The organism is Niabella ginsenosidivorans, assembly GCF_001654455.1.
GTDB classification, from domain to species: domain Bacteria; phylum Bacteroidota; class Bacteroidia; order Chitinophagales; family Chitinophagaceae; genus Niabella; species Niabella ginsenosidivorans.
This window is the reverse complement of sequence record NZ_CP015772.1, coordinates 3050903-3073135: the sequence shown is the minus strand read 5'-3', so window position 1 is coordinate 3073135 and position 22233 is coordinate 3050903. Positions and strand designations below refer to the sequence as shown.

13 protein-coding genes and 1 tRNA gene are annotated in these 22233 nt (G+C 45.2%); 7 read left to right on the top strand and 7 right to left on the bottom strand.

Features of this window, described 5'->3' with window-relative positions; all coding sequences use genetic code 11:
* Positions 1 to 57: 57 nt before the first annotated feature.
* The 3 genes from A8C56_RS12760 to A8C56_RS12740 form a co-directional block, all read right to left on the bottom strand.
* On the bottom strand, positions 58 to 1380 hold the full coding sequence (locus A8C56_RS12760) for a sensor histidine kinase (RefSeq protein WP_067756603.1): 1323 nt from the start codon (positions 1378 to 1380) through the stop codon (positions 58 to 60).
* Positions 1377 to 2057 carry a response regulator transcription factor gene (locus tag A8C56_RS12755; RefSeq protein ID WP_067756600.1) on the bottom strand — a complete coding sequence of 227 codons (681 nt, stop codon included), beginning with the start codon at positions 2055 to 2057 and terminating at the stop codon, positions 1377 to 1379. Before A8C56_RS12755 ends, A8C56_RS12760 begins: the two co-directional genes overlap by 4 nt.
* A gap of 917 nt (positions 2058 to 2974) precedes the next feature.
* Positions 2975 to 4264, bottom strand: coding sequence for a dicarboxylate/amino acid:cation symporter (locus A8C56_RS12740; protein ID WP_067756591.1), 1290 nt, complete (start codon positions 4262 to 4264; stop codon positions 2975 to 2977).
* 327 nt (positions 4265 to 4591) lie between these two features.
* On the opposite strand from A8C56_RS12740, the gene A8C56_RS12735 reads away from it, so the two are divergent.
* A complete protein-coding gene (locus A8C56_RS12735) occupies positions 4592 to 5170 on the top strand; it encodes a hypothetical protein (RefSeq protein ID WP_067761983.1) in 579 nt (192 codons plus the stop codon).
* Positions 5171 to 5727: 557 nt separating this feature from the next.
* Here the strand turns inward: A8C56_RS12735 and A8C56_RS12730 are convergent.
* Together A8C56_RS12730 and A8C56_RS12725 are read right to left on the bottom strand one after the other, a co-directional pair.
* Entirely contained in the window at positions 5728 to 6555 is an 828-nt protein-coding gene (locus A8C56_RS12730; RefSeq protein WP_067756588.1) for an SAM hydrolase/SAM-dependent halogenase family protein, read from the bottom strand.
* A gap of 66 nt (positions 6556 to 6621) precedes the next feature.
* Positions 6622 to 7431 (bottom strand): SDR family oxidoreductase, encoded by an 810-nt coding sequence (locus A8C56_RS12725; RefSeq protein ID WP_067756585.1) that lies wholly within the window; start codon positions 7429 to 7431, stop codon positions 6622 to 6624.
* A gap of 558 nt (positions 7432 to 7989) precedes the next feature.
* Here A8C56_RS12725 and A8C56_RS12720 point away from each other — a divergent pair.
* On the top strand, positions 7990 to 8565 hold the full coding sequence (locus A8C56_RS12720; protein WP_067756582.1) for a gluconate 2-dehydrogenase subunit 3 family protein: 576 nt from the start codon (positions 7990 to 7992) through the stop codon (positions 8563 to 8565).
* A gap of 2 nt (positions 8566 to 8567) precedes the next feature.
* On the top strand, positions 8568 to 10271 hold the full coding sequence (locus A8C56_RS12715) for an FAD-dependent oxidoreductase (protein WP_067756579.1): 1704 nt from the start codon (positions 8568 to 8570) through the stop codon (positions 10269 to 10271).
* A gap of 95 nt (positions 10272 to 10366) precedes the next feature.
* Here A8C56_RS12715 and A8C56_RS12710 read toward each other — a convergent pair.
* Both A8C56_RS12710 and A8C56_RS12700 read right to left on the bottom strand, forming a co-directional pair.
* Positions 10367 to 10439, bottom strand: a tRNA-Lys gene (locus A8C56_RS12710).
* A 565-nt stretch (positions 10440 to 11004) separates the two neighbouring features.
* Entirely contained in the window at positions 11005 to 11892 is an 888-nt protein-coding gene (locus tag A8C56_RS12700) for an AraC family transcriptional regulator (RefSeq protein WP_084490190.1), read from the bottom strand.
* A gap of 703 nt (positions 11893 to 12595) precedes the next feature.
* Between A8C56_RS12700 and A8C56_RS12690 the strand changes: the two genes are divergently transcribed.
* The 4 genes from A8C56_RS12690 (at position 12596) to A8C56_RS12675 (ending at position 22220) form a co-directional block, all read left to right on the top strand.
* A complete protein-coding gene (locus A8C56_RS12690; protein WP_067761979.1) occupies positions 12596 to 15751 on the top strand; it encodes a SusC/RagA family TonB-linked outer membrane protein in 3156 nt (1051 codons plus the stop codon).
* Positions 15752 to 15766: 15 nt separating this feature from the next.
* On the top strand, positions 15767 to 17539 hold the full coding sequence (locus A8C56_RS12685; RefSeq protein ID WP_067756570.1) for a RagB/SusD family nutrient uptake outer membrane protein: 1773 nt from the start codon (positions 15767 to 15769) through the stop codon (positions 17537 to 17539).
* A gap of 49 nt (positions 17540 to 17588) precedes the next feature.
* The gene (locus A8C56_RS12680; RefSeq protein ID WP_245645450.1) at positions 17589 to 20420 is read left to right on the top strand and encodes a SusC/RagA family TonB-linked outer membrane protein; all 2832 of its coding nucleotides are present in this window, start codon (positions 17589 to 17591) and stop codon (positions 20418 to 20420) included.
* Positions 20421 to 20498: 78 nt separating this feature from the next.
* The gene (locus A8C56_RS12675; protein WP_067761977.1) at positions 20499 to 22220 is read left to right on the top strand and encodes a RagB/SusD family nutrient uptake outer membrane protein; all 1722 of its coding nucleotides are present in this window, start codon (positions 20499 to 20501) and stop codon (positions 22218 to 22220) included.
* The last annotated feature ends 13 nt before the right edge of the window (positions 22221 to 22233 follow it).

The window sequence follows — 22233 nt, the reverse complement described above, 5'->3', positions numbered from 1 at the left end:
ATTGATAGCGTAAAGATACAAAAGAAATTGTGGTTGCCCGTTAGCTGTATATATACTTTATTGTTCCAGGTGTGCTCTTGAGAACTGCAGATCAAAGGCAGTGCCCTGGTTGGGCTGTGAAGTGACGGTTATTTTTATTCCAAGATAATCTGCGATCGATTTTACTATTGACAATCCAAGGCCAAAGCCTTCCCGCTGATACTGGTCCTTCTTAAAGCGGTCAAAGATTCTTTCCAGCTGGTTTTTATTCATCCCAACGCCTGTGTCAATAATAAAAATAGAATAAACCCCATTTTCGGTCTGGTCTTTTATTGTAATAGCGCCCTTTGATTTGCTGAACTTAATGGCATTATGGATGAGGTTGTAAAATAACTGAAAGAGCAGATCCTTATTTACATGATGTAGGGTAACCGTGTTAGAAAGTGCTTCGTTAATGATCAATCCTTTTTCAATGATCCGGTGCTGCAGCTCTTCCAGCACTTCGCGGACCATTCTTTTTACAGAAACCTGGTCGTTGAATGTGTATTGTTCACTTTCGATCCTGGAGATCAGTAATAAGGAGTTCACTATTTTTTTCAGGCGGTTCACAATACGCATCATATCTTCCAGTTTGGGTACGGTATCGTCCGGCAGACCGGGATCCATCAGCATATTCTCCAGCTTGCTCTGCAGGATGCTGATGGGCGTCATCAGCTCGTGGGAGGCGTTGGATGTAAATTCTTTTTCTTTTTCAAAAGCGTCATTTACCTGCTGCATGAGTGCCCGAATGGAAGCATCAAGATAACTGAAGTCATAAGTGGTTGTCTTAAGAGGATGTTTGGGGTCCTTAAAAGGAAATGTTCTTTTTATTAGCCTTGTCCGTATAATATAATCGAGGGGCTTTAGTAAATAGCGGGTATAAAATAACTGAACGACGATTATAAAAACAGCCAGCATTACCAGGATATAGGAAGTGTTTTTTTGCAGTGCTATACCATCCTCGGTAATTGTAGTTACTTTTTTGCCAATTTCAAGAAGATAGGGCTGCTGATTGACTGTAAATGTATCCGTAAGGATCCGGTAACTGATCGTATCCCTGTCTATGATCCGCTGGGCCGTCTGGAGCCTTCCGGAAACGGACTGATCGTTGAAAGGCTCTAATGAAATATACTCATCTTTCAACATAGAGTAGCTGCCGTAGGCTGTATCGCCTTCTAGGTAAAAGTCAATGCCGTTTTTTTTAATAGCGGACAGCACTTTATTCCTTTGCTGTATTAATGTTTTATTGGTGTTCTGAAAAGCAATGCGCTGCATCAGGTAGGGGAGCAGCCCTACAAATAACGCCAGAAAGCCGATCGTTACTGCTGCCGCAAATAGGCTTAGTTTTGTCTGCAGCTTCATGAAGTTATTTTTATCTTATAGCCGATGCCCCTTACAGTCTCCAGCCAGTCAGTAGGCGCATAGGCATTCATTTTTTTACGGATGTTCTTAATGTGCACATCAATATAATTGGAGTCGGACTCATCATCTGCATTATCTCCCCATAAGTGATCGCTGAGCTGCATTCTTGACAGCGGGCGGTTTTTATGAAGGATCAGGTAGCTGAGCAGATCAAATTCTTTTCTGGAAAGGTTGATCTCTTTATCCTGGTAATGGACTGTCCTGTTCTTAATGTTGATGGTAAAGCTGCCCAGTGTCACCAGCGTGTCGTTTAATTTGAATTTCCTGCGGATGATGGCCTGCATCCGGGATTGCAGCTCCAGTAAGGAAAATGGTTTTGCCAGGTAATCGTCCGCACCGGCATCCAATCCTCTTACCCGGTCTTCCACCTGGCCACGGGCAGTAAGAATAATCACGGCAACATCCGTATAGTCTTTGCGCAGCTCTTCCAGCAGCCAGAATCCGTCTTTATCAGGTAGGCCAATGTCCAGCAGGATAAAGTCAAAGCTGCCATTATCCAGCTCCTGCAGGGCGTCTTTGGATGTGCCGGCTATTTCACAATTGAAATGATTTTTTTCCAGGGCAGATTTTATTTCTGCCGCTAATGATTTTTCATCTTCTACAATCAATACACGCATGCCTGAATTTTAGAACCGGTAATGATGCTCAAGTTAAAAAAAGAATTGAAATGTCGCTTATTAAAAGGCGTTATTGTTCGCGAAAAAGATACCACTAATGCCCCTGTACCGCCCGAAGATTCGGGCAGGCAGGAATATTTGAGGAAATGTGTAAACAATCCCGGCAGTGTGGTTGCTGCAGGGACTTTATGGATTATTTAAAAGAACGTGTAGCGTTTGAGCCCAATTTCTGTTTTACTGCTTGTGAATATAATTTTCCGAATTTAAAAAAACTTCTGCTTTATGGGATTGGTGCAGCCTTTTCCGACAGTGAGGTTGCGGCATTTATATAGACAGATAGTTAAACAATAAACGCTAAATAGGGGGAGCAAAGCAGTTTCCTGTTTCCTTATAAGAAGAGAAGGGTGTTTAATTATAAAAACAGCATCCTGCGGTAATGCCCCGGTTTGTTCACCTGCCTTACCTCTTGCCGTCTGTTTTGGGTGGAGCTTTTTTAGCCGGTTTTTCTTTTGGGGGCGGTGAAACTGTTTTCGGTTTCTGATGGTTTTTTGCCTTGGGCACTTCTTTGATGGGCTTCTGTTTAGGTTCAGTTTGCTTATCCTGTTTTTGCTGCTGCTGTTCTTTTTGTTTTTGCCTGTTTTTCTTTTGCCGTAATCTCACCTCCTGTGTGTTAACAATACCCTGCTTACAGAAACCGGCGTTTAAGTTAAGGGTACAGGTGATTAATATAACAAGGCAGAAGATCCTCATAACACAAAAACCGGGCACCCTCATAAAGGATACCCGGAATAAAGATACGGATTAAAAATAATATCGGATTAATGGTGTGGTTTTACTACACTATATTATCCTGATTACTAATTACTACAACACAAACATAGCACCCGATTATGAAGATTTGATGAAAAAGAAAAAAATCAGGAATGATCCAGGCAGTTTTGCAGCTGCTTCTTATCCAGTTGTTTTTCCCAGTTGGCCACCACAATAGTCGCAACGCCGTTTCCTACAAGGTTGGTGAGGGCGCGGCACTCCGACATAAAACGGTCAACACCCAGGATCAATGTCATGCGGGCAATAGGCACTTCGGGCACTATAGCAAGGGTAGCTGCCAGTGTAATAAAACCTGCCCCCGAAACGCCTGCAGCTCCTTTTGAGCTTAGCATGGCAACCAATAATAACAGGATCTCATGTTCTAAAGTAAGATGAATGTTACAGGCCTGGGCAATAAACAGGGAGGCCAGCGTCATGTAAATGTTTGTGCCATCCAGGTTAAAAGAGTAGCCTGTAGGGATCACCAGGCCCACCACTGATTTTGAACATCCCGCTCTTTCCAGTTTTTGCATCAATGTGGGCAGGGCAGCCTCTGAGGAGCTGGTACCCAGCACCAGCAACAGCTCGTCTTTTATATAGCGCAGTAATTTAAAAATGGAAAACCCGTTGTAGCGCGCAACGGCTCCTAAAACAATAAGCACAAACAAGAGAGAGGTAGTGTAAAATGTGGCAACAAGCAAACCGAGGTTGATCACTGAACGGATACCGTTTTCACCAATGGTAAATGCCATTGCCCCGAAAGCACCTATGGGCGCCAGTTTCATCAGCAAAGTAACAATTTTGAAAACTGGGTAGGTAAGCGCATGCAGGAAGCTGACCACCATTTTGCTTTTTTCGGCAGTTAATGCAAGCCCCGCTCCAAATAAAATGGCTACAAATAATACCTGCAGGATGTTATTGCCTGTGATCGGGCTCACCAGCGTTTGCGGAATAATATCAAAAATAAAATGAACGAGGGTTTGTTCTTTTGCCTGCGATACATATTTTGCAATGGAGCTGGTGTCCAGCTTTTGCGGATCTACGTTCATCCCCGCGCCTGGCTGTACGATTTTGCCGATGATCAGCCCGATAATTAGTGCCAGTGTGGAAAAGGTAAGGAAATAGATAAATGCTTTTCCGGCCACCCTCCCTACTTTCTTAAGATCATTCATGCCTGCAATGCCTGTGCTGATCGTAAGAAAAATTACAGGGGCAATGATCATTTTTACCAGCAGGATAAAGCCATCACCAAGGGGCTTCATTTTTTTACCTGTTTCCGGAAAAAAGTGCCCCAGTAATATTCCCAGAATAATGGCAACAATAACCTGGAAGTACAGTACCTGGTATAGTTTCTTTTTCTTAACAGGCGGGGGTGTTGCAGTATTTTCAACGATCATTCATTATTAATTTATTCTACAAGATAAATAAAAAGAGGAAACCCGTAATAAAGGGCCTGATGAAAATTCCTATCCGTTTTGACATAAAGTCTTATTGAAATTTTAAAATATTGATTGAGCGCAATATCCGTGCATACTGACCTGATGATTCAATGCAACTTTGTCACTTTTACCGGTTGTGGAAGTAGTATAAAAAAGATTGGTATTGTTTTTTCTTATAGGCAGTTGGAAAGATCAAAAAAACAAGAAACAGATCTTTTCGGATACAGTAGCTGTAAACTTATTGAAGCTTTACTTGTTACTATTGTGTTTTTAAACTTTATAAATATGAAAAAGGTAATTTTAGCAGCGGCGATGGGCGTTTTATCCATCAGTTTTGTGCAAGCACAAAGTATGAAGAATACACTGAAGGTAGGTGTATTGGGCGGTGTGGCAGTGCCTAATGAAAATGCAGGTGGAAATGTTGGGGTTGATGTGGCTTATCAAAACCTGGTGACCCCGCATGTAGGCATTGGTATTGCTACAGGGTATAACCAGTTTTTTGGAAAGGACAACAAGGTTGGTGGAAGCACTCTTAACAACAATAACTTTGGGGTGGTTCCTGTAGCCGCGCTGATCCATTATTACCCGCGGGCCAAAGGTATTTATGTAGGAACAGACCTGGGCTATAGTTTTATTACCGGTGATGAAAAGGTAGCAACAAACAGCAATGTTGACCGTCCTGATGGTGGTTTTTATTTAAAACCGGAAATCGGATGGCATAACCGTAACTGGAATGTGTTTGCGCATTACGCCAAAGTATTTACAGGTGATGATGGGAAAATCAACGTAGGGAACAGCAGCCAGAAATACAATGCAGGGAGCATCGGTATTGGTGTCGCTTACAATATCGGCCTGGGGCGGTAACCTTCTTTATGCATGTTAATGAAAAAAGCAGGCCGGGCAATGGCCTGCTTTTTCTTTTTTGTAAGCTCATACCATTTATTTAGATTTAAAAGAACACTGTTACCCGGATTTCTATGAAGGGTGATCAGGCTCCGCCAGGCTGTTAATGACAAGTGTTGTATTATTTTGAAGATTAATAATATATAGTTTCGTCATATCGTAGCGAAGCAGAGTGGAGAAATCTCTATAATATTAGAGATCCCCCGGCCACGCCCGGGATGACGATTAAAAAAACTTGTCATCCGGATGAACTTAAATGCAACGCTTTTATGGTTGCCTGTTCATGACAAGTATATTATTGTTTTGAAAGCCAATAATATACAAGATCGTCGTCTCAATAAGCATAAAAGCAACGCTTTTATGGTTTCTTTAGCCTGACATACCTTCATCTTGGCGCAATTTAATCTAAATGGTGTTATTTTTTGTTATATAATGTAGTGCACAGGATCATGACAGCGGGTTTTATCATACGCTCAGTTATTAAGATGCGCCGGTATATACATTTTAATAATGATAACTTACCCAAAGTAAACACGTACTGTCTGGTAGAGCAGTTGATTCTGCATAATGTTAGATGACTGGCTGGCCTTATCAGAAAAGCCTTTCAGGCCAAAGAGCCCGGCGGCATTCCCTTTATTAATGGCTATTTCCAGATAATCGGCGCTGTTAAATAGTGCCAGTTTATCGCCTTCCCGCACATCTGCGTAAGATTCACTGATCTTATCAATGACCTCGTCCCGTTTAAAAACGATCTTAAAATTGCGACCGCGCCGCTGTTCCTCAAATTGTTTGCGGGTAATGTTTACAATAACATTTTCAAAATTGTCAATAAAAATGATCTGCCCCTCTATATAGCTGGTATCTACCAGTGGTTGTAAAGGATTTTTATCGATGAAGTTAAAATCGGCGATCCCGATCTTCTGGATCGATTCACCATTTACCAGCCGTTCCACTGTTTTTGCAATGATACCGGTGATATAGAGCGTATTCTTTACGGCCTTTTTATCAAGCGGTATGCCAATAATAATATCCGGGCGCTCTTCAAGGATCATGTTCAGCAAGCCGTTATCGGCACAAATGATGTACTGGTTTTTATGAAAGGCTACCAGTAAATGCTCCGGTTTTGTACCAAACAGGTTGACCAGTATAAGGTGGAATGTGAATTCCGGGAAATTTTTAAAGGCTCCCCTGCAAACATAGGATGCCTGGGGAAAATTAAACGGGGTAATATTGTGCGAAATATCTACCAGATGAATATCAGCATCTATTTGTAACAACTGGGCTTTAACAGCGCCCACCAGATAGTCCTGGTAACCAATATCGGATGTCAGTGTTACAAAGTTCATTTCCTGCCTGGTAGATTCATTTATTTTTTAGTGATGTGTATATCCTGCAAAATAACTAACCATTTATTATTTTATCAACTCTTTGTTTTTAAAATAAAACTTATGCACCAGTTTGTCTGCCAGTGATGGAAAGAACTTGTTCAAAAAAACAGTTTCCTTTCCTGTGCCTGTTATGACCAATGTCCTTTTCCTGTTTTTTATAGCTTGTAAAATAAGAAGGGATGCGGCTTCTGCCGTCATCATCTTCCCTTCATCCATAGGGTTCTCCTTTTGTTTTTCACCTTTATCATTGAGGGCATTATCACGGATGCTGGATGCAGTAAAGCCTGGGCTTACCCACATTACATGCACCTGGTCATCCCGTAGCTCTGTCATCAGGCATTCCAGAAATCCCTGCAAGGCAAATTTACTGGCGGAATAGCCGGTTCTGCCGGGCAGTCCTCTGTAGCCTGCAATTGAGGAAATGCCTACAATAGTTCCTTTGCTTTTTATCAGGTAGGGCAGTGCAAATTTGGTACAGTAAACAGCTCCATAAAAGTTAATGTCCATGACCTTTCTGATAACGGTTACATCCAGGTCTTTAAAGAGGCCCCGCATGCTGATACCTGCATTGTTGATCAGTATGTCAATACGGCCATAGGCTGCTACAGTAGACTCAATAAAACGCTGGCATTCGGCTTCCTGGCTTACGTCGGCTACCATCGTATGCAAAAACGCAGAAGGATGCGTTGCCTGAAGGGAATAGAGCTTATCATGGTTGCGCCCACAGGTAGCTACTTTTGCCCCAAAGCCAAGCAGGGCACTCACCAATCCGCGGCCGATGCCATCAGTGCCGCCCGTAACCACCACCACCTTATCTTTATAATATCCGTTCATCTGCTACTAAAAATATTTTCAACAAACCTACTTATAAAATATTAAAAAGCAGCTTTTAAAGTTTTAGAGATTGCCGGCATATACCGGTTTAAAGAAACGGACAGAAGCTGCAGGTTCTCTTTTTGATCCGGCGCTTCCTGGTATTTATTTATACCAGCCCCGGCTCCGTTTAGAACGGTAAAAAAGAATAAAAAATACGGGTAGTCAGCAAAAGGATAAAGACCGGGAAATAGTCACCGGGAAGAAAAATTATGTAAATATTTTTTAATATATATTAATTTAGTTATCATTACATTGTTTTATTTTAAGGCTTGTTTAGAAGATTGATTATAAAAGCCGGTCGCAGGAGCGGTAAATAAGAAAATACTACTTTAATTAAGAGCCGGAATTACTGCAACAAGTATGGCGTTTAGCCGCGGTTACTGAAAACAGAATAACTCACTGCTGTAAAAATTGTATTGAACGAAATTTAAACAGCATATGGGTTGAAATGATTATAATTGTAATAAAATAACAGGAAAGCTTTAACTGTATTTAAAACCAAACTCGCTTATTTCAATGAAGAGAAGGGACTATTTAAAAAGTATTTTTGTTTTAGGTGGTTTAAGTCTAACATCTGTTTCTGTTTATAAATGGTTTGAGATCAGCAGGCATGTTGATGTGAAACAAATTGCTGACAAGCGGCCGGTCATTGCCGAACTTGCAGAAATGATCATACCCAGAACGGATACGCCTGGAGCAAAGGATGCCGGCGTTCCAGATTATATTGTTAATGTAATGATCCATTGTGCCAGTGTTAAAGAAAAAAACAGGTTCCTTTCGGGTATCCGGGAAATTGAAGACTATACATCCGGTAAATTTGGTAAAGATTTTCTGAAATGCACACCAGCTGAAAAAAGCGCGGCATTGAAGTATGTGGCGGGGCATGCCCGGTTTTCATATCCGATATTCAATAAGATCAATGATAAGTTTTTAGGTATGCCGTTCTATCCTAAATTAAAAGGTCTGGTGGTAGAAGGTTTTTGCCTGTCTGAACAGGGAGCTACCAAAGCATTGGCATACGATTATATCCCCGGGTCTTATGAAGCCTGTATTCCCCTTCAACCTCATCAAAAATCCTGGGCCACTAAATAGTTATGTATATAAGTGAAAAAATCAAACAGGCAATTACTTACGATGCAATTGTAATAGGTTCAGGCATCAGCGGTGGCTGGGCTGCTATGGAGTTGTGTAAAAAGGGCTTAAAGGTATTGCTGCTTGAAAGAGGGCGCGATGTAAAGCATATTGTGGATTACCCTACAGCCATGCTGAATCCATGGGATTTTAAGCTGGGCTTTAACAACACGGCAAAGGACAGGGAAGACGACCCCATACAAAGCCAGTCATATACGCCTGCTGATAAACATTTTTATGTGAGGGATAAAGAGCACCCGTATATACAGGAAAAGCCATTCAACTGGATCCGGGGTTACCAGGTAGGTGGGAAGTCCCTCACCTGGGGAAGACATTGTTACCGGCTAAGCGATCTTGATTTTGAAGCAAATGCCAAAGATGGGATCGCTATTGACTGGCCCATCAGGTATAAGGACCTTGAGCAATGGTATTCTTATGTAGAAACCTACATCGGTATAAGCGGTAGAAGAGAAAACCTGCCTCATCTTCCTGATGGCGAGTTTTTACCGCCATGGAACCTGAACTGTGTTGAAGAGCATCTGAGGGATTCTATTAAAAAACATGATCCTGTACGGGTACTGACAAACGCCCGCCTTGCCAATCTTACAAAAACGTTGGAGGGCCGCGGCCCCTGCCAGGAAAGGAACCTGTGCAGCAGAGGTTGTCCGTTTGGCGGTTACTTTAGCAGTAACAGCGCTACTATTCCGGCCGCCCTGGCAACCGGCAATCTTACTTTAAGACCGTTTTCAATAGTGGCTGAGATCCTGTATGACGAGCAGCAGCAGCGGGCTGCAGGGGTAAGTGTTATTGATGCTATAAGCAAAGAGCGGCTTGAGTTCTTTTCAAAGATCGTGTTTGTGAATGCGTCCACTATTGCCACAACGTCCATCCTGCTTCAGTCAGTATCCTCAAGATTTCCTGATGGGCTGGGTAATGACAGCGGGCAGCTTGGTCATAATTTAATGGATCATACTGCGGCAGCAGGCGCGTATGGTATTCTCTATGATCTGTATTCTGATAAATATTATAAAGGCCGCCGGCCCGAAGGTTTTTTTATTCCGAGGTTCAGAAATCTGAAAGATGGCGAGAACCTGGGCTTTAAGCGGGGTTATAACTTTCAGGGGCATGGCGAGCGGCAGGAGTGGGGCGATAGATCCCGTTATATGGTTAATGAATTTGGTAAAGATTTTAAAGCTAAATTGACAACTCCCGGCCCATGGACCGTGTGGATGCAGGGATGGGGCGAGTGTTTGCCTTATTATACCAACAGGATATCGTTAAGCGATGACAAAAAGGATCAATGGGGGTTACCATTGGTAAAGATCCATTTCAGTTACGGGGATAATGAAAGCAAAATGATTGACGATATCAGGAAAACATCTGCCGAAATGTTAACCCAGGCAGGGTTTAAGGATATCGATTCCTTTAAATACAACCGGCCCGGTGGATCGGCAATTCACGAAATGGGTACCGCACGTATGGGACATGATCCTGAAACTTCAGTGTTGAATCAATTCAATCAGGTGCATGCCGTAAAAAATGTGTTTGTCACGGATGGAAGCTGTATGACTTCATCAGGCTCTCAGAACCCGTCTTTAACGTATATGGCGCTCACGGCACGTGCCTGTGCTTTTGCTGTTGCGGAATTAAAAAAACAAAATATATAATCGTTGTAAAAGTTCAGAAGTCTTATCTGTCAGAATACCAGCAAACTACAGGAAAAAAACAGGACAGGTCTTTCTTTTAGACCTGTCCCATCAAGTGATCCCGCTGGGACTCGAACCCAGGGCCCATACATTAAAAGTGTATTGCTCTACCAACTGAGCTACGGAATCAAACCTGTTCCCGTAATTGGGAGTGCAAAAATAGGGGTCTCATTTTATTACGCCAAAAAAATAGCCAACTTTTTTATTAAAACTGTTGCTGTATTCCTTACTAAAACAACTGATTTCCATAATCGCTGCAGCGCGCACCTGTATATAACTATAAGCGCGTAATTTCATTGTATTACCTGAATACGGCAAATTTTTGCCGGTGGACTGCTTTTATTCAAAAACTGCTCTATATTACCTTGCATTTATCTTGTGAGTTCCCGGGCATAAGTTTTCCAAACATTTGAACTTGCCCTTTTGCCCGAATATGCTTATCGGACAGCACCTTTGGAAATTTGTGCAAATTTGTTAGTATCTGTAAACGGGATTGTGGTAATGATAACAATTATGGAAAGCAATTTTTTTCAAATGGTTTATAATAGCCCTTATATCAGGAAAACGGACTACGAAGAAATTGCCAATGCACATAAAAAATAACTGTTCAGCAGGGAAGCGTACTTTTGGAGGAAGGTAGCCGGATCATACAATAATATGGACCCTGATGGGGGCAATTACGTATTTTTTACGCTTATTTATTTTTGAAATGTTTGGGCGATATTCCCATGATCTTTTTGAATACCCTGGAAAAATGATACTGGTCTTCATAACCCAGGCTGTATGAAATGGTTTTTATGTTATGGGAATTGTCCATCAGCATCTGGCAGGCCTTCTGTATTTTAAGGGAGGTGAACAAATGAATGGGGCTGGACTTTACCTGCTTTTTAAATAAAGAGGAGAGATGAGAGGAAGAAAGCCCTACCTCTGCACTGATCTCATCCAAACGAAGGGGCTTATCCAGGTTTTGTTTCATAAAGGTAATGCACTGCTGGATGATGCTGTTTTCATTGGCAGACAGCTTTATTTGTGTATTCTGAAAAGAGGAAAGATAAGCATGTGCACAGCTGCAACTGTAAATAATATTATCAGTGTTGTTCATCAGCTCCAGGTGCTGAATGATATCATAAAAGATAAGCTGCCGCGATGTGCTGACGACTGCACTGACAGGTGCTTTCCCCTGTGTTTTTGTAAGCAGCCGGTAATAGAAGTCAGCATCGTTACCTGCAAAATGCAACCAGTAAATGCTCCAGGGATCTTTTTCATGTGCTCCGTAATGATGCGCCGCACCGGCAGGAATAATAAAGAATTCGTTAGGCTTTACCTCGTAGGATTTATTCTCTATGGAAAACCAGCCTCTCCCTTTTACACAATAAATTAAAATATATTGGGCACAGCCCTTGGGCCGCTCACGTTCATGATGAGCCGCGTTGGGGTAGTACCCGATGTCAGTAATGTAAAGATTTTTACAAAAGATATGCTGTGCACAGAATTTTATTTTGGCCTGCGGCAGTATACTGGTCAACTGGCCTGCAAAGCCTTCCATTTTTTTCTGAATGTTTTCTGAATTGATTGATTGCATGGAAGAACCGTTTTTTATTGCGGAAATATCCGTTCCCTGAAAGAGTTGTAAAAATATCCATATTTTTTGTACAGCCTGCAGGATCCGCCTAAAAAATAAAACCGGGTGCCTGCTGTTTTTTTAATAGAGTTTTTGCCGGATGAAAAAAGGCCGGTATGCCCTGCGGGGCAGCAGATAAATTCCCCGTTTTTTAAATCACCACACCGGATAAAATAAGTGATGGCGGAATAACGGACCGTCAAAACGCTTTCCCATAGCCTGTTTGGGGGGATTGCAGGTTAGCGATGGTAAGGGCGCATAGAAACGTGCTGTTGTCAAAGCATAAAAAAATCCATTATTTTCCCCGGAATGTCTATTTCCTTGGCCTTCATTTTATAGGAATTTTACATCCATGGATGAAAGAGAATGATGAGTGGAAAAACGGGTCGTCCGCAACGCTACTGCTGTGTAGTTACTAACGAAGTTGCTTAAACCGGTTTTTAAGACGGAGTTTCATTTTTGTCTTCTTATTAAATCATACCATACAATGTTTTTAATAAGAAAATAAAGTCGGGTAGTAATAGTAAGTATAGATCTCAGAAATAAAAATTCAGCTTGCTTTTAGATAACGGTTGGTCTTTAATCCGGATAAAACGTATGCTCCCGCAGGCAGGTAAAACAGGTGAGGATAACAATACCTGTATATTATATTAAAACGGCTATTATGTTATTAAGATTGTTTTTTGCCATGTTCCTGGTTGTTGCATCGGGTGCCCGGACTGCCGCTACCGGTAGTACTTTTACCGGCACCTTGCATAGAGAACAGCAACCTGTTTCAGGTATTGTAACCGATCAGAAAACCGGCGCGCCGCTGGCGGGTGTAAGCATTACCGTTAAAGGAACCGGAACCGGTGCCTTTACAGACCAGGAAGGACGCTATTCTCTGGTAGTGCCACATGATGTCAGCAATGCAGTGCTTATTTTTTCACTGGTGGGATATAAAACACTGGAACAGCCGGTGGGCCAGCAGTCTCAGATCAATGTAATGCTGATCGCCGAACAAAAGGAGATGGACGAAGTAGTGGTGGTTGGTTATGGTGAACAAAAAAAGCTCACGGTTACTGGTGCCATAGCCACGGTATCGGGCAGCGACCTGGTAAAAGCCCCTGTTGCCGGTATCAGTAATGCGCTGATCGGGATGGCACCGGGATTACAGGCCATCCAGACATCGGGCGAGTTTGGTAATGACAAGGCTACTATTTTGATCCGGGGCATGGCTACCCTGAATGCAGATGGAAGAAGCCCGCTGATCCTCATTGACGGTGTACAGCGGGATACCTATAATAACCTTGACCCGAACGAGATCGAATCCATCAGTATATTAAAAGATGCCTCCTCCACCGCCGTTTACGGGGTACGGGGCGCAAACGGTGTAATACTGATCACCACCAAACAGGGCAAGACGGGCCGGCCGCAGGTAAATGTTACCGCCAATGCTGCGGCAATACAACCCACCATCCTGCCCGAATACCTGAACTCTTACGATTATGCCGTGTTGCGGAACGAAGCGGAACGTAACGGGGGCATTGCCGCGGATAAAGTAACCTTTACACCTGAAGACCTGGAGCTCTACAAGTCGGGCGCGGATCCTGTTTTTCATCCCAGCAACAACTGGATTGATGAGCTGATCAAACCCCTTTCCTTCCAGCAATCCTATAATGCCAATGTTTCCGGTGGAACAGAAAAAGTGCGCTATTATACCTCTCTTGGTTATTTTAACCAGAGCGGAGGCTATCAGCAGCCCGAACAAAGCCTGGGCTTTCCTTATAAGCAGAATTATGACAAGTATAATGTACGGATGAATTTTGATTTTAAGCTGAGCCAGGACCTGCTGATCCAGGTAAAGCTGGGTAACCAGATCACGGATAATACCACCCCCAATGGTGGCGCCTGGGCGGCCTTTGACAAAGCGGCCAACCGCCCGCCAATGACAAGCCCCGTGTTCATAGATGGGAAGTATATAGAACGGGTGATCGGCTTACCGGGTACCGTTCCCAACTTTAATCCCTGGGGCGATGCAGGGCCTACAAGTGCTTCCGGTGCGTTTTTAACAGAACAATATTCCAGCACGCTCAATACCAACCTTCAGCTCACTTATAAGCTGGACCGGATCACAAAAGGGTTGAGCGTACGGGCAATGGGTGCCTATGACAGCTATTACCTGAAAAACAAAACAGAAAGCAAAAACTTTCCCAAATGGACCGTTATGAAAGATCCTTCTGCTCCGGAAGGATACCGTTTGTATCAAAGCGCTGATGACGGCCCGTTTACCGGCATCTCTGAAGCGGTGGGCGATAACAACAAGTGGCGGAAAGTGTATACCGAAGCTGCCATCGAATACAAACGCGGCTTTAACGGGCATAATGTTTCCGGCCTGGTGCTGGGAAACTTCTCCCGTGAAGTGCGGCCCAGCCTGCTGTACAAACTGCCGCATGTATACCTGGGCATGGTGTCAAGAGTTACTTACGACTATAAGAACCGCTACCTTACTGAGCTGAACATGGGATACAATGGATCGGAAAATTTTCCTGACGGAAAACGCTTTGGTTTCTTTCCTTCTGTATCTTTTGGGTGGGTGCTTTCCAATGAGCCCTTCTTCCCAAAGAACAGATGGCTCAGCTTTGTAAAATTCCGCGGCTCATACGGGATTGTCGGGAACGATGAAATAGGGGGGCAGCGCTACCTGTATCTGGACCCGCCATACAGCCTCAATAACGGGGGATACCAGGCTGTGGTGTTCGGAAACCCCGGTGTAGACTTTGCCCGTTACAATGTATACAATGAAGGGGCTATTGGCAACCCGGATGTAACCTGGGAAAAATCAAAGAAGATGGACATTGGCGCGGAACTGAAGTTCCTTGATGATCATCTTTCTTTTAACGGCGACTATTTTGAAGAAAAAAGAGACAATATCCTCTGGTACCTTTCTACCGTTCCGGAACTGGTAGCGGCCACGCTGCCGCCGGCCAATATCGGTAAGGTAAATAATCACGGTTATGAACTGGAACTGGGTTATACCGGGCAAACGGCCAAGGTGCAATACTGGGTAAAAGCCGGTTATTCCTTTGCCCGTAACGAGATCATTTTCCAGGATGAACCGGACCGCAAATATGATTACCTGAAACGTACGGGTAAACCCCTTGAGCAATACTTTGGGCTGACCTTTGAAGGGTTTTATAATACCTGGGAAGAGATCAACGATCCCAACCGGCCAAAATCAAAATGGGAAGGAGCCGGACTGCAACCGGGAGATATGAAATACAAAGACCTGGATGGTAATGGGATCATTGATGAAGACGATATGGGACCTGTTGGCTATTCCGACTGGCCGGAGATCACCTATAGCATGTCCGGTGGTTTTTCATGGAAAGGGTTTGACCTGAGCGTGCTGGTACAGGGAACGGATCATGTGTCGGCCAGCTTTTCTTCTGCGGCTGCCTATCCCTTTGTATCTTCCTGGGGAAGTGCCCAGAAGTGGCACCTGGAGCGCTGGACACCGGAGCGCTATGCAAACGGGGACCCGATTTCTTTTCCCCGGGTGGAATTATCACCGGACAAACAGCACAACTATCAGCCTTCCAGTTTCTGGATACAGGATGCTTCGTACATCCGTCTGAAAAACGTAGAGCTGGGCTACCGCTTTACATCAAAAGCATTAAAACGGATGGGCATGAGCAGTCTGCGCGTTTATGTAAGCGGCAACAACCTGATTACACGGGATCATCTCAAATACAGCAAAGACCCGGATGCGCGTGAGCTATGGGGCCGTACCTATCCTCCCATGCGGGTGTTTAACGGCGGTATCAATCTTTCATTCTAATGAAACAGTTTTCATATGAAAAGAAGCATAATAAATAAACTGATTGTATGGAGCATTGTATGCCTGCTCATCAGCTCCTGTAACAAGTACCTGGAAAAGCCGGAGAGCAGCGATATTAAACTGGAAGATGTTTTTGCCTCGAAGGAGCGCACTGAAGAATTCCTGTGGAGCGTATACCGTACCTGTTCCATTTTTGAATTTCCCTACTACTGGGCTTCCGGAGAGAACGGCTTTTATCATTATGGTGCAACCTATACCATTGTTGCCGCAGCGGATGATGAGGCGGATGCTTATTCCAATATTACCGGCGCAGAAGCATTCAATAAAGGCAACTGGAGCTCCAGCGATATATACTGGTACGAGTTCCGTAGTGAGTTTTGCTATAAGGGCATACGCAATGCCAATATTTTTATTGAAAATATTGACAAATCGCCTTTCTCAGATGAGGAAAAAGCCTCCATGAAGGCAGAGGCGATATTCCTGCGGGCACTCATGCATTTTGACCTGATGCAGCGCCTGGGCGGCATTGCTATTGTTGATAAAGTATTAAAAGTAAGGAGTGCTGACGACATACCTGAAGTGCGCATACCCAGGAGCACTTATGAGGAAACAGTAAATTTTATTGTGAGCAGTTGTGACGAAGCGGCTAAAAACCTACCCAACAGTTATGAAAGCAAATACAGGGGCCGTATTGTAAAAGGTGCGGCACTGGCATTAAAAGCCCGGGTGCTGTTGTATGCGGCCAGTCCGCTGTTCAACACTGCCCAGCCCTATGTGCCGGTAGGCGATGCCCGGCTGCGGGAGCTGATCGGTTACACCAGCTATGACCCCAACCGGTGGAAACTTGCGGCCGATGCCAGCAAAGCGGTGCTGGACTGGGCGGCCAACGAAAGTGGCTGGTGCGAACTGTATAAAGGAAAAAGCAATCCCGTAGACCGCTATGAGGAGATCTTTATCAACCCCAGCGTGAATGAGACTATTCTGGATGCGGGCCTTATGGGCACCAGCACCAATAATTATTTCGTCCGGTTTATGACGCCCGGAACCGTTGTCTATACCGGCTCAGATCCCATCAATATCGGGGTTACACTGAATTTTACAAAGTTCTATCAAAAAACAGACGGCACGGATCAGACCTGGGATGAACAGGAAGGGGTGGATTATCCCTATGAGCAGTACCGCAGGAAATTAAAAGAGCTGGATCCGCGTTTTCAGGCATCTGTATTTTATTCCGGTGAAGAGTGGACAAGAGGTACCGGAACCGTCTACCATTTTTATGAACAGCATGGCAAACTGCTGGATGCCTATAATGGTGTGGGCTTTCTCAGAAAATTTGTAAAGGGGGTAAGCAATGGCTCCAATCCACCGCCAAAATGGATCACTTTCCGCCTTGCGGAGTTCTACCTGAACTACGCCGAAGCGCTGAATGAGATGAACGGGGATGCGGGCCAGATCGTTTGGGCATTGAATGAAGTGCGCAGAAGGGTGAACATGCCGGATTATACCTATACGAACCAGGACGATATGCGTGCGAAGATCCACCGGGAGCGGGGCGTGGAACTGGCCTTTGAGGAGCACCGCTATTTTGATGTGCGGCGGTGGAGGATTGCAGGGAATGAAGGAGTAATGAAAGGAGGCATGTACGGGTTGCGCTTAGTGGGCGGTGCCAATCCTACCTATCACCTGGAAAAATTTGAAGACCGGGTATGGAATGATAAGATGTACCTGTATCCGTTCCGGATCAGTGAAGTGAACCTGGGCTATATCCAGCAAAACCCCGGCTGGTGATCCGGAAACGGTATTAAAAAAGTACACGCACAAAAGGAATGTAATGAAAATGAAATCAGGAATATATCAGGCAGAGAGCTTTATGGCAACGCCCTGCCTCAGAATAGGGTTGCTGTTGTGCTGCGGTTTCTTCTGGAATGTTGTTCATGCACAATCGGTTCAGTACAATGTAAACCCCGATTCATCGGTAAGGGTAGCTTATGGCACACTTTCCAAAGACCAGAGCAATGCCGCTGTTTCAAGCGTTACCGGGTCAGAGCTTAAAAAAACGCAGGTCGCCACCTTAACAAACGCACTGGCAGGAAAACTTCCGGGCGTTACCATTACCAATACCGGCACAGCACCGGGATTTGATGACCCTGCTGTCCTGATCCGCGGTCAGCATACCACGCTGAATAATGGCATCCTGCTGATTGTTGATGGCATACAGGTAAACAGCATCAGTTTTTTATCGCCGGATGAGATTGAAAGCGTATCCGTATTAAAGGATGCCGCAGCACTGGCTATGTACGGGGCAAGGGGAGGGAACGGAGTGCTGCTGGTTACTACAAAAAGAGGAACTATTTCTGATAAACCCCATATTGATTTAAATATGCGGTATGGAATGCAGTCTCCCACACAATTGCCCAAAATGGCGTCTTCCTATGATTTTGCCCGCCTGTACAATGAGGCGCTGCAAAATGATGGCCTGCCGGCATTGTATACCGATGCACAACTGGAAGGCTATCGCCAGAAAAAAGATCCTTACCTGTACCCGGATGTGAACTGGATGGATGAACTGTTGCGGAAACAGGCGCCCATACAGGATTACACGGTAAGCTTTAACGGCGGTAACCAAACAGCAAAATATTTTGTGATGCTTGGGTTCCTGAACAACCAGGGATTGTATGCGCATACGGACCAGGAGCATAATGCCAACATCGGGTACAACCAGCTCAACCTGCGCGCCAATCTGGATGTGAACCTCACAAAAACACTTTCGGCACAGGTAGGGCTTGGCGGTAATATACAGGACCGCAAATTTCCACCGGTAGCAACGGCCACTTTCTGGCAGAACATGCTTACCTATGCACCCAACCTGTACCCGGCAATGACGCCGGACGGGAACATCACGGGAACCGCTGCATTTCCCTCCAATCCGCTGGGCGATCTTTTAAAAAGGGGCTACCAGTCGCGGCACGACCGGAACATCCAGATGAATGTGCGCCTGACCCAACAACTGGATTTTATTACCGGGGGGCTGAAAGTATTTGGCGCGGTGCTGTTTGATAATTTGTTACAGAACCGCTATGACAAAACCCGCACTTACGCCTACTATGAGCCCATATGGACAAAAGGGGCCGGCGGCCAGGACTCGGTATATTACCTGCAACGGAGCCTGGATACGGACCTGACCGTAGTGACCGGCGGCGACTATGAAAATAACCGGATCATCTTTCAGGGCGGGCTGGACTACGGGCGCCGGTTTGGAGCGCACGAACTGGGCGGTATGGTGTTCTTCCAGCAGGATAAATATACGGTGCTTGGCAATGCTTCTCCTTTTGCCATGCAGAACCTGGCCGGGCGGCTGACCTATAGCTACAGGGATAAATACTTTGCTGAGGGAGTCTTTTCCTACAGTGGTCTTGAAAATTATGCACCCGGTAAGCGCTTTGGTTTTTTCCCGGCATTGTCCGCAGGATGGTTGCTGCATAAAGAACCTTTCCTGCAAAACACTGAATGGATCAACTACCTGAAATTAAGGGCTTCTGCCGGCAGTGTGGGCAATGACAAAGGCGCTCCGCGGTTTAATTACAATCAGTACTGGGGAGTGGCCAGCAGCCAGGGCTATTATTTCGGAACGGGGCAAAGCTGGTACAATGGGCTGGTACAACTGGCAATGGCTAATCCTGATATTACCTGGGAGCGTTCAATGATCTATAACCTGGGTGCGGATGCAACATTGTTCAATAACCGGTTAAGCCTTACGGCAGATGTATTTAAAGAATACCGGAAGGATATACTGGTAGACCTGTCTGCCACTACTTCTGCGCTGGCAGGTTATACTTCGGGAACAATGGCCAATTTGGGTAAGGTGAATAATGCCGGTGCTGAAGTAGCTGCAACGTACCGCAAGGATGCCGGTGCCGTGAATTATTATTTTGGCGGGCAGTTCTCCTACGCGCACAATACTATTAAAGAAAGCTGGGAAACCCCCAGAAAGGAAGCATACAGTTACCGGCAGGGGCACCCGGTAGAACAATACTTTGGCCTGGAAGCCATTGGTTATTTTAAGGATGAAAGTGATATTGCTTCCAGCCCGGTGCAAACGTTTTCTATTGTTGCTCCCGGCGATCTGAAATATAAGGACCAGAACAATGACGGCATAATAGATGAGAATGATCAGGTCGCGATCGGTAAACAAAACTACCCGGAGATCAACTACGGCATACAGGCAGGGGTATCCTACAAAAATGTTTACCTGGATGTATTCTTCCAGGGCGTGGCCGATAAGAGCGTTTACCTGAACGGTTATTTATTCCAGCCGTTCATCAACAATGCCAATATTCTGGACTGGGCGGTGAACGGGCACTGGACACCGGAAACACAGGCTACCGCCACTTATCCGCGGCTGACCACACAGGCCAATCCCAATAACTATCAGCCATCTGCCTTCTGGGTGCGCAATGCCGATTTTATCCGGCTGAGAAATGTGGAGCTGGGCTACAGGTTCCCCGTAAACCTGGTAAAGAAGATCGGGATGGAACAGGCAAAAATATTTGTGAGCGGTTTGAACCTGGTTACCTGGGATGACCTGGCAGTAGATGTGGACCCTGAAATGCTGGGGCAGGGATATCCTGTGCTGAAATCATGGTCGGCAGGAATTATGGTCAAATTTTAAAACAGGCAGCGAATGAAATATAGTATAAAAATTTTTATGCGGAATTCCATCTGGCTGAAATCAATAAAAAATATACAGATGAGGTCAACAAATATAAAACCGGTCTGGATCAGTTGTCTGGTGCTCCTGGTGATTATGGCAAACAGCAGCTGCAGGAAATTTTTAGACCGCGAGGTGGAATCCAATTACAAGGAAGATGAAGTGTTTGTGAACTACGACCGTATGCAGCAGGCAGGCTTCGGCGTGTATGCCTTCCTGTATAACCGTTTTGGCTTTCAGCGGATTGATAATGCCATGCTGGCTTCCGCCTGTGATGAAGCGGATCATGCCATCCCCTCATCTGCCATCCAGAAATACAATACCGGTACCTGGACGGCAACGTCTAACCCGGAAGACTGCTGGAGCTTTTTTTACCAGGGCATCCGCAGGGCCAACCTGTTCCTGGAAAACTCTGAGAACTATAAGCAGATCATCTACCGCGATACCCTGGACCCTGCCAACAAAAGCAGTTACGAGGCCAATGTAAAAGACATTGCCTGGTTGCGGGCAGAAGTACGGCTGTTGCGGGCCCTGTATTATTTTGAGCTTATCAAACGGTATGGTGGTGTACCGTTGGTCGATAAGTCCACTTACACGGATGATGAACTGAAACAATTCAAACGCAAAACATTTGATGAGTGCACCGAATTTATAAAAGCCGAATGTGACAGTGTCTATCCGCAGTTAAAGGACACCTGGGTGGGTTTTTCATCTGAGAAATGGAGGGGGCGCATTACACAGGCGGTAGCGCTGGCGCTGAAAGCCCGCCTGCTGTTGTATGCTGCCAGTCCGCTGAACAATCCTTCCAACGATGTTGCAAAATGGATCGCTGCCGCCAAAGCAGCACATGACGTGATCGCATTAGGTAAATACGGGCTGCATAATAGTTACAGCGGTTTGTTCCGCCTGGGCAATGGTGCTGATGGCAATACGGAAGTAATCTTTGCCATACAGGGCTGGGCCCGTAATGATTTTGAACGGATGAACTACCCGGTGGGGTACAGCCAGGGCGGACAGGGGAGTACCTGCCCCTCTCAAAACCTGGTGGATGCTTATGAGATGAAAGCCACCGGTATGGCGATCGGCGAACCAGGCTCCGGCTATGATCCTGCCAATCCTTATGCGGGTAGAGACCCGCGTTTGGGTATGTCGATCCTTACCAATAATACAAGCTTCAAAGGTCGCCCGGTAGAAAGCTGGGTAGGTGGTCTGGACGGATTGGGGAAACTGAATGCTACAACCACCGGATATTATTTACGCAAGTTTGTAGACGAGGGCCTGGATCTTGAAAAAAATACCAGCAGTGTACATACCTGGGTGCTTTTCCGGTATGCAGAAATATTGCTGGACTATGCCGAAGCCATGAATGAAGCATATGGCCCTGAAACGGCCAGCGGTTATTCTATGACGGCGAAAGCAGCAGTAGATCAGGTGCGGCAACGGCCGGGCGTAAACATGCCCCTGCTGCCTCCGGGTCTTTCAAAGGAAGAGATGCGGGAGCATATCCGTAATGAACGCCGGGTAGAACTGGCTTTTGAAGAGCACCGGTTTTTTGATGTGCGGAGATGGAAGATTGCAGAGCAGACCGAAAACCTGCCGCTGATGGCCATGCAGATCACCAAAACACCGGAGGGTACGTTCAAATACCTGGTGCGCAAAGCGGAGGACCGGGTTTTTCAGCCAAAGATGTACTGGTATCCCATTCCTGAACCGGAAGTGTTAAAAAGTGAAGGAAATCTTACACAAAGTCCCGGTTGGTAGTGGCAAAGCGGAT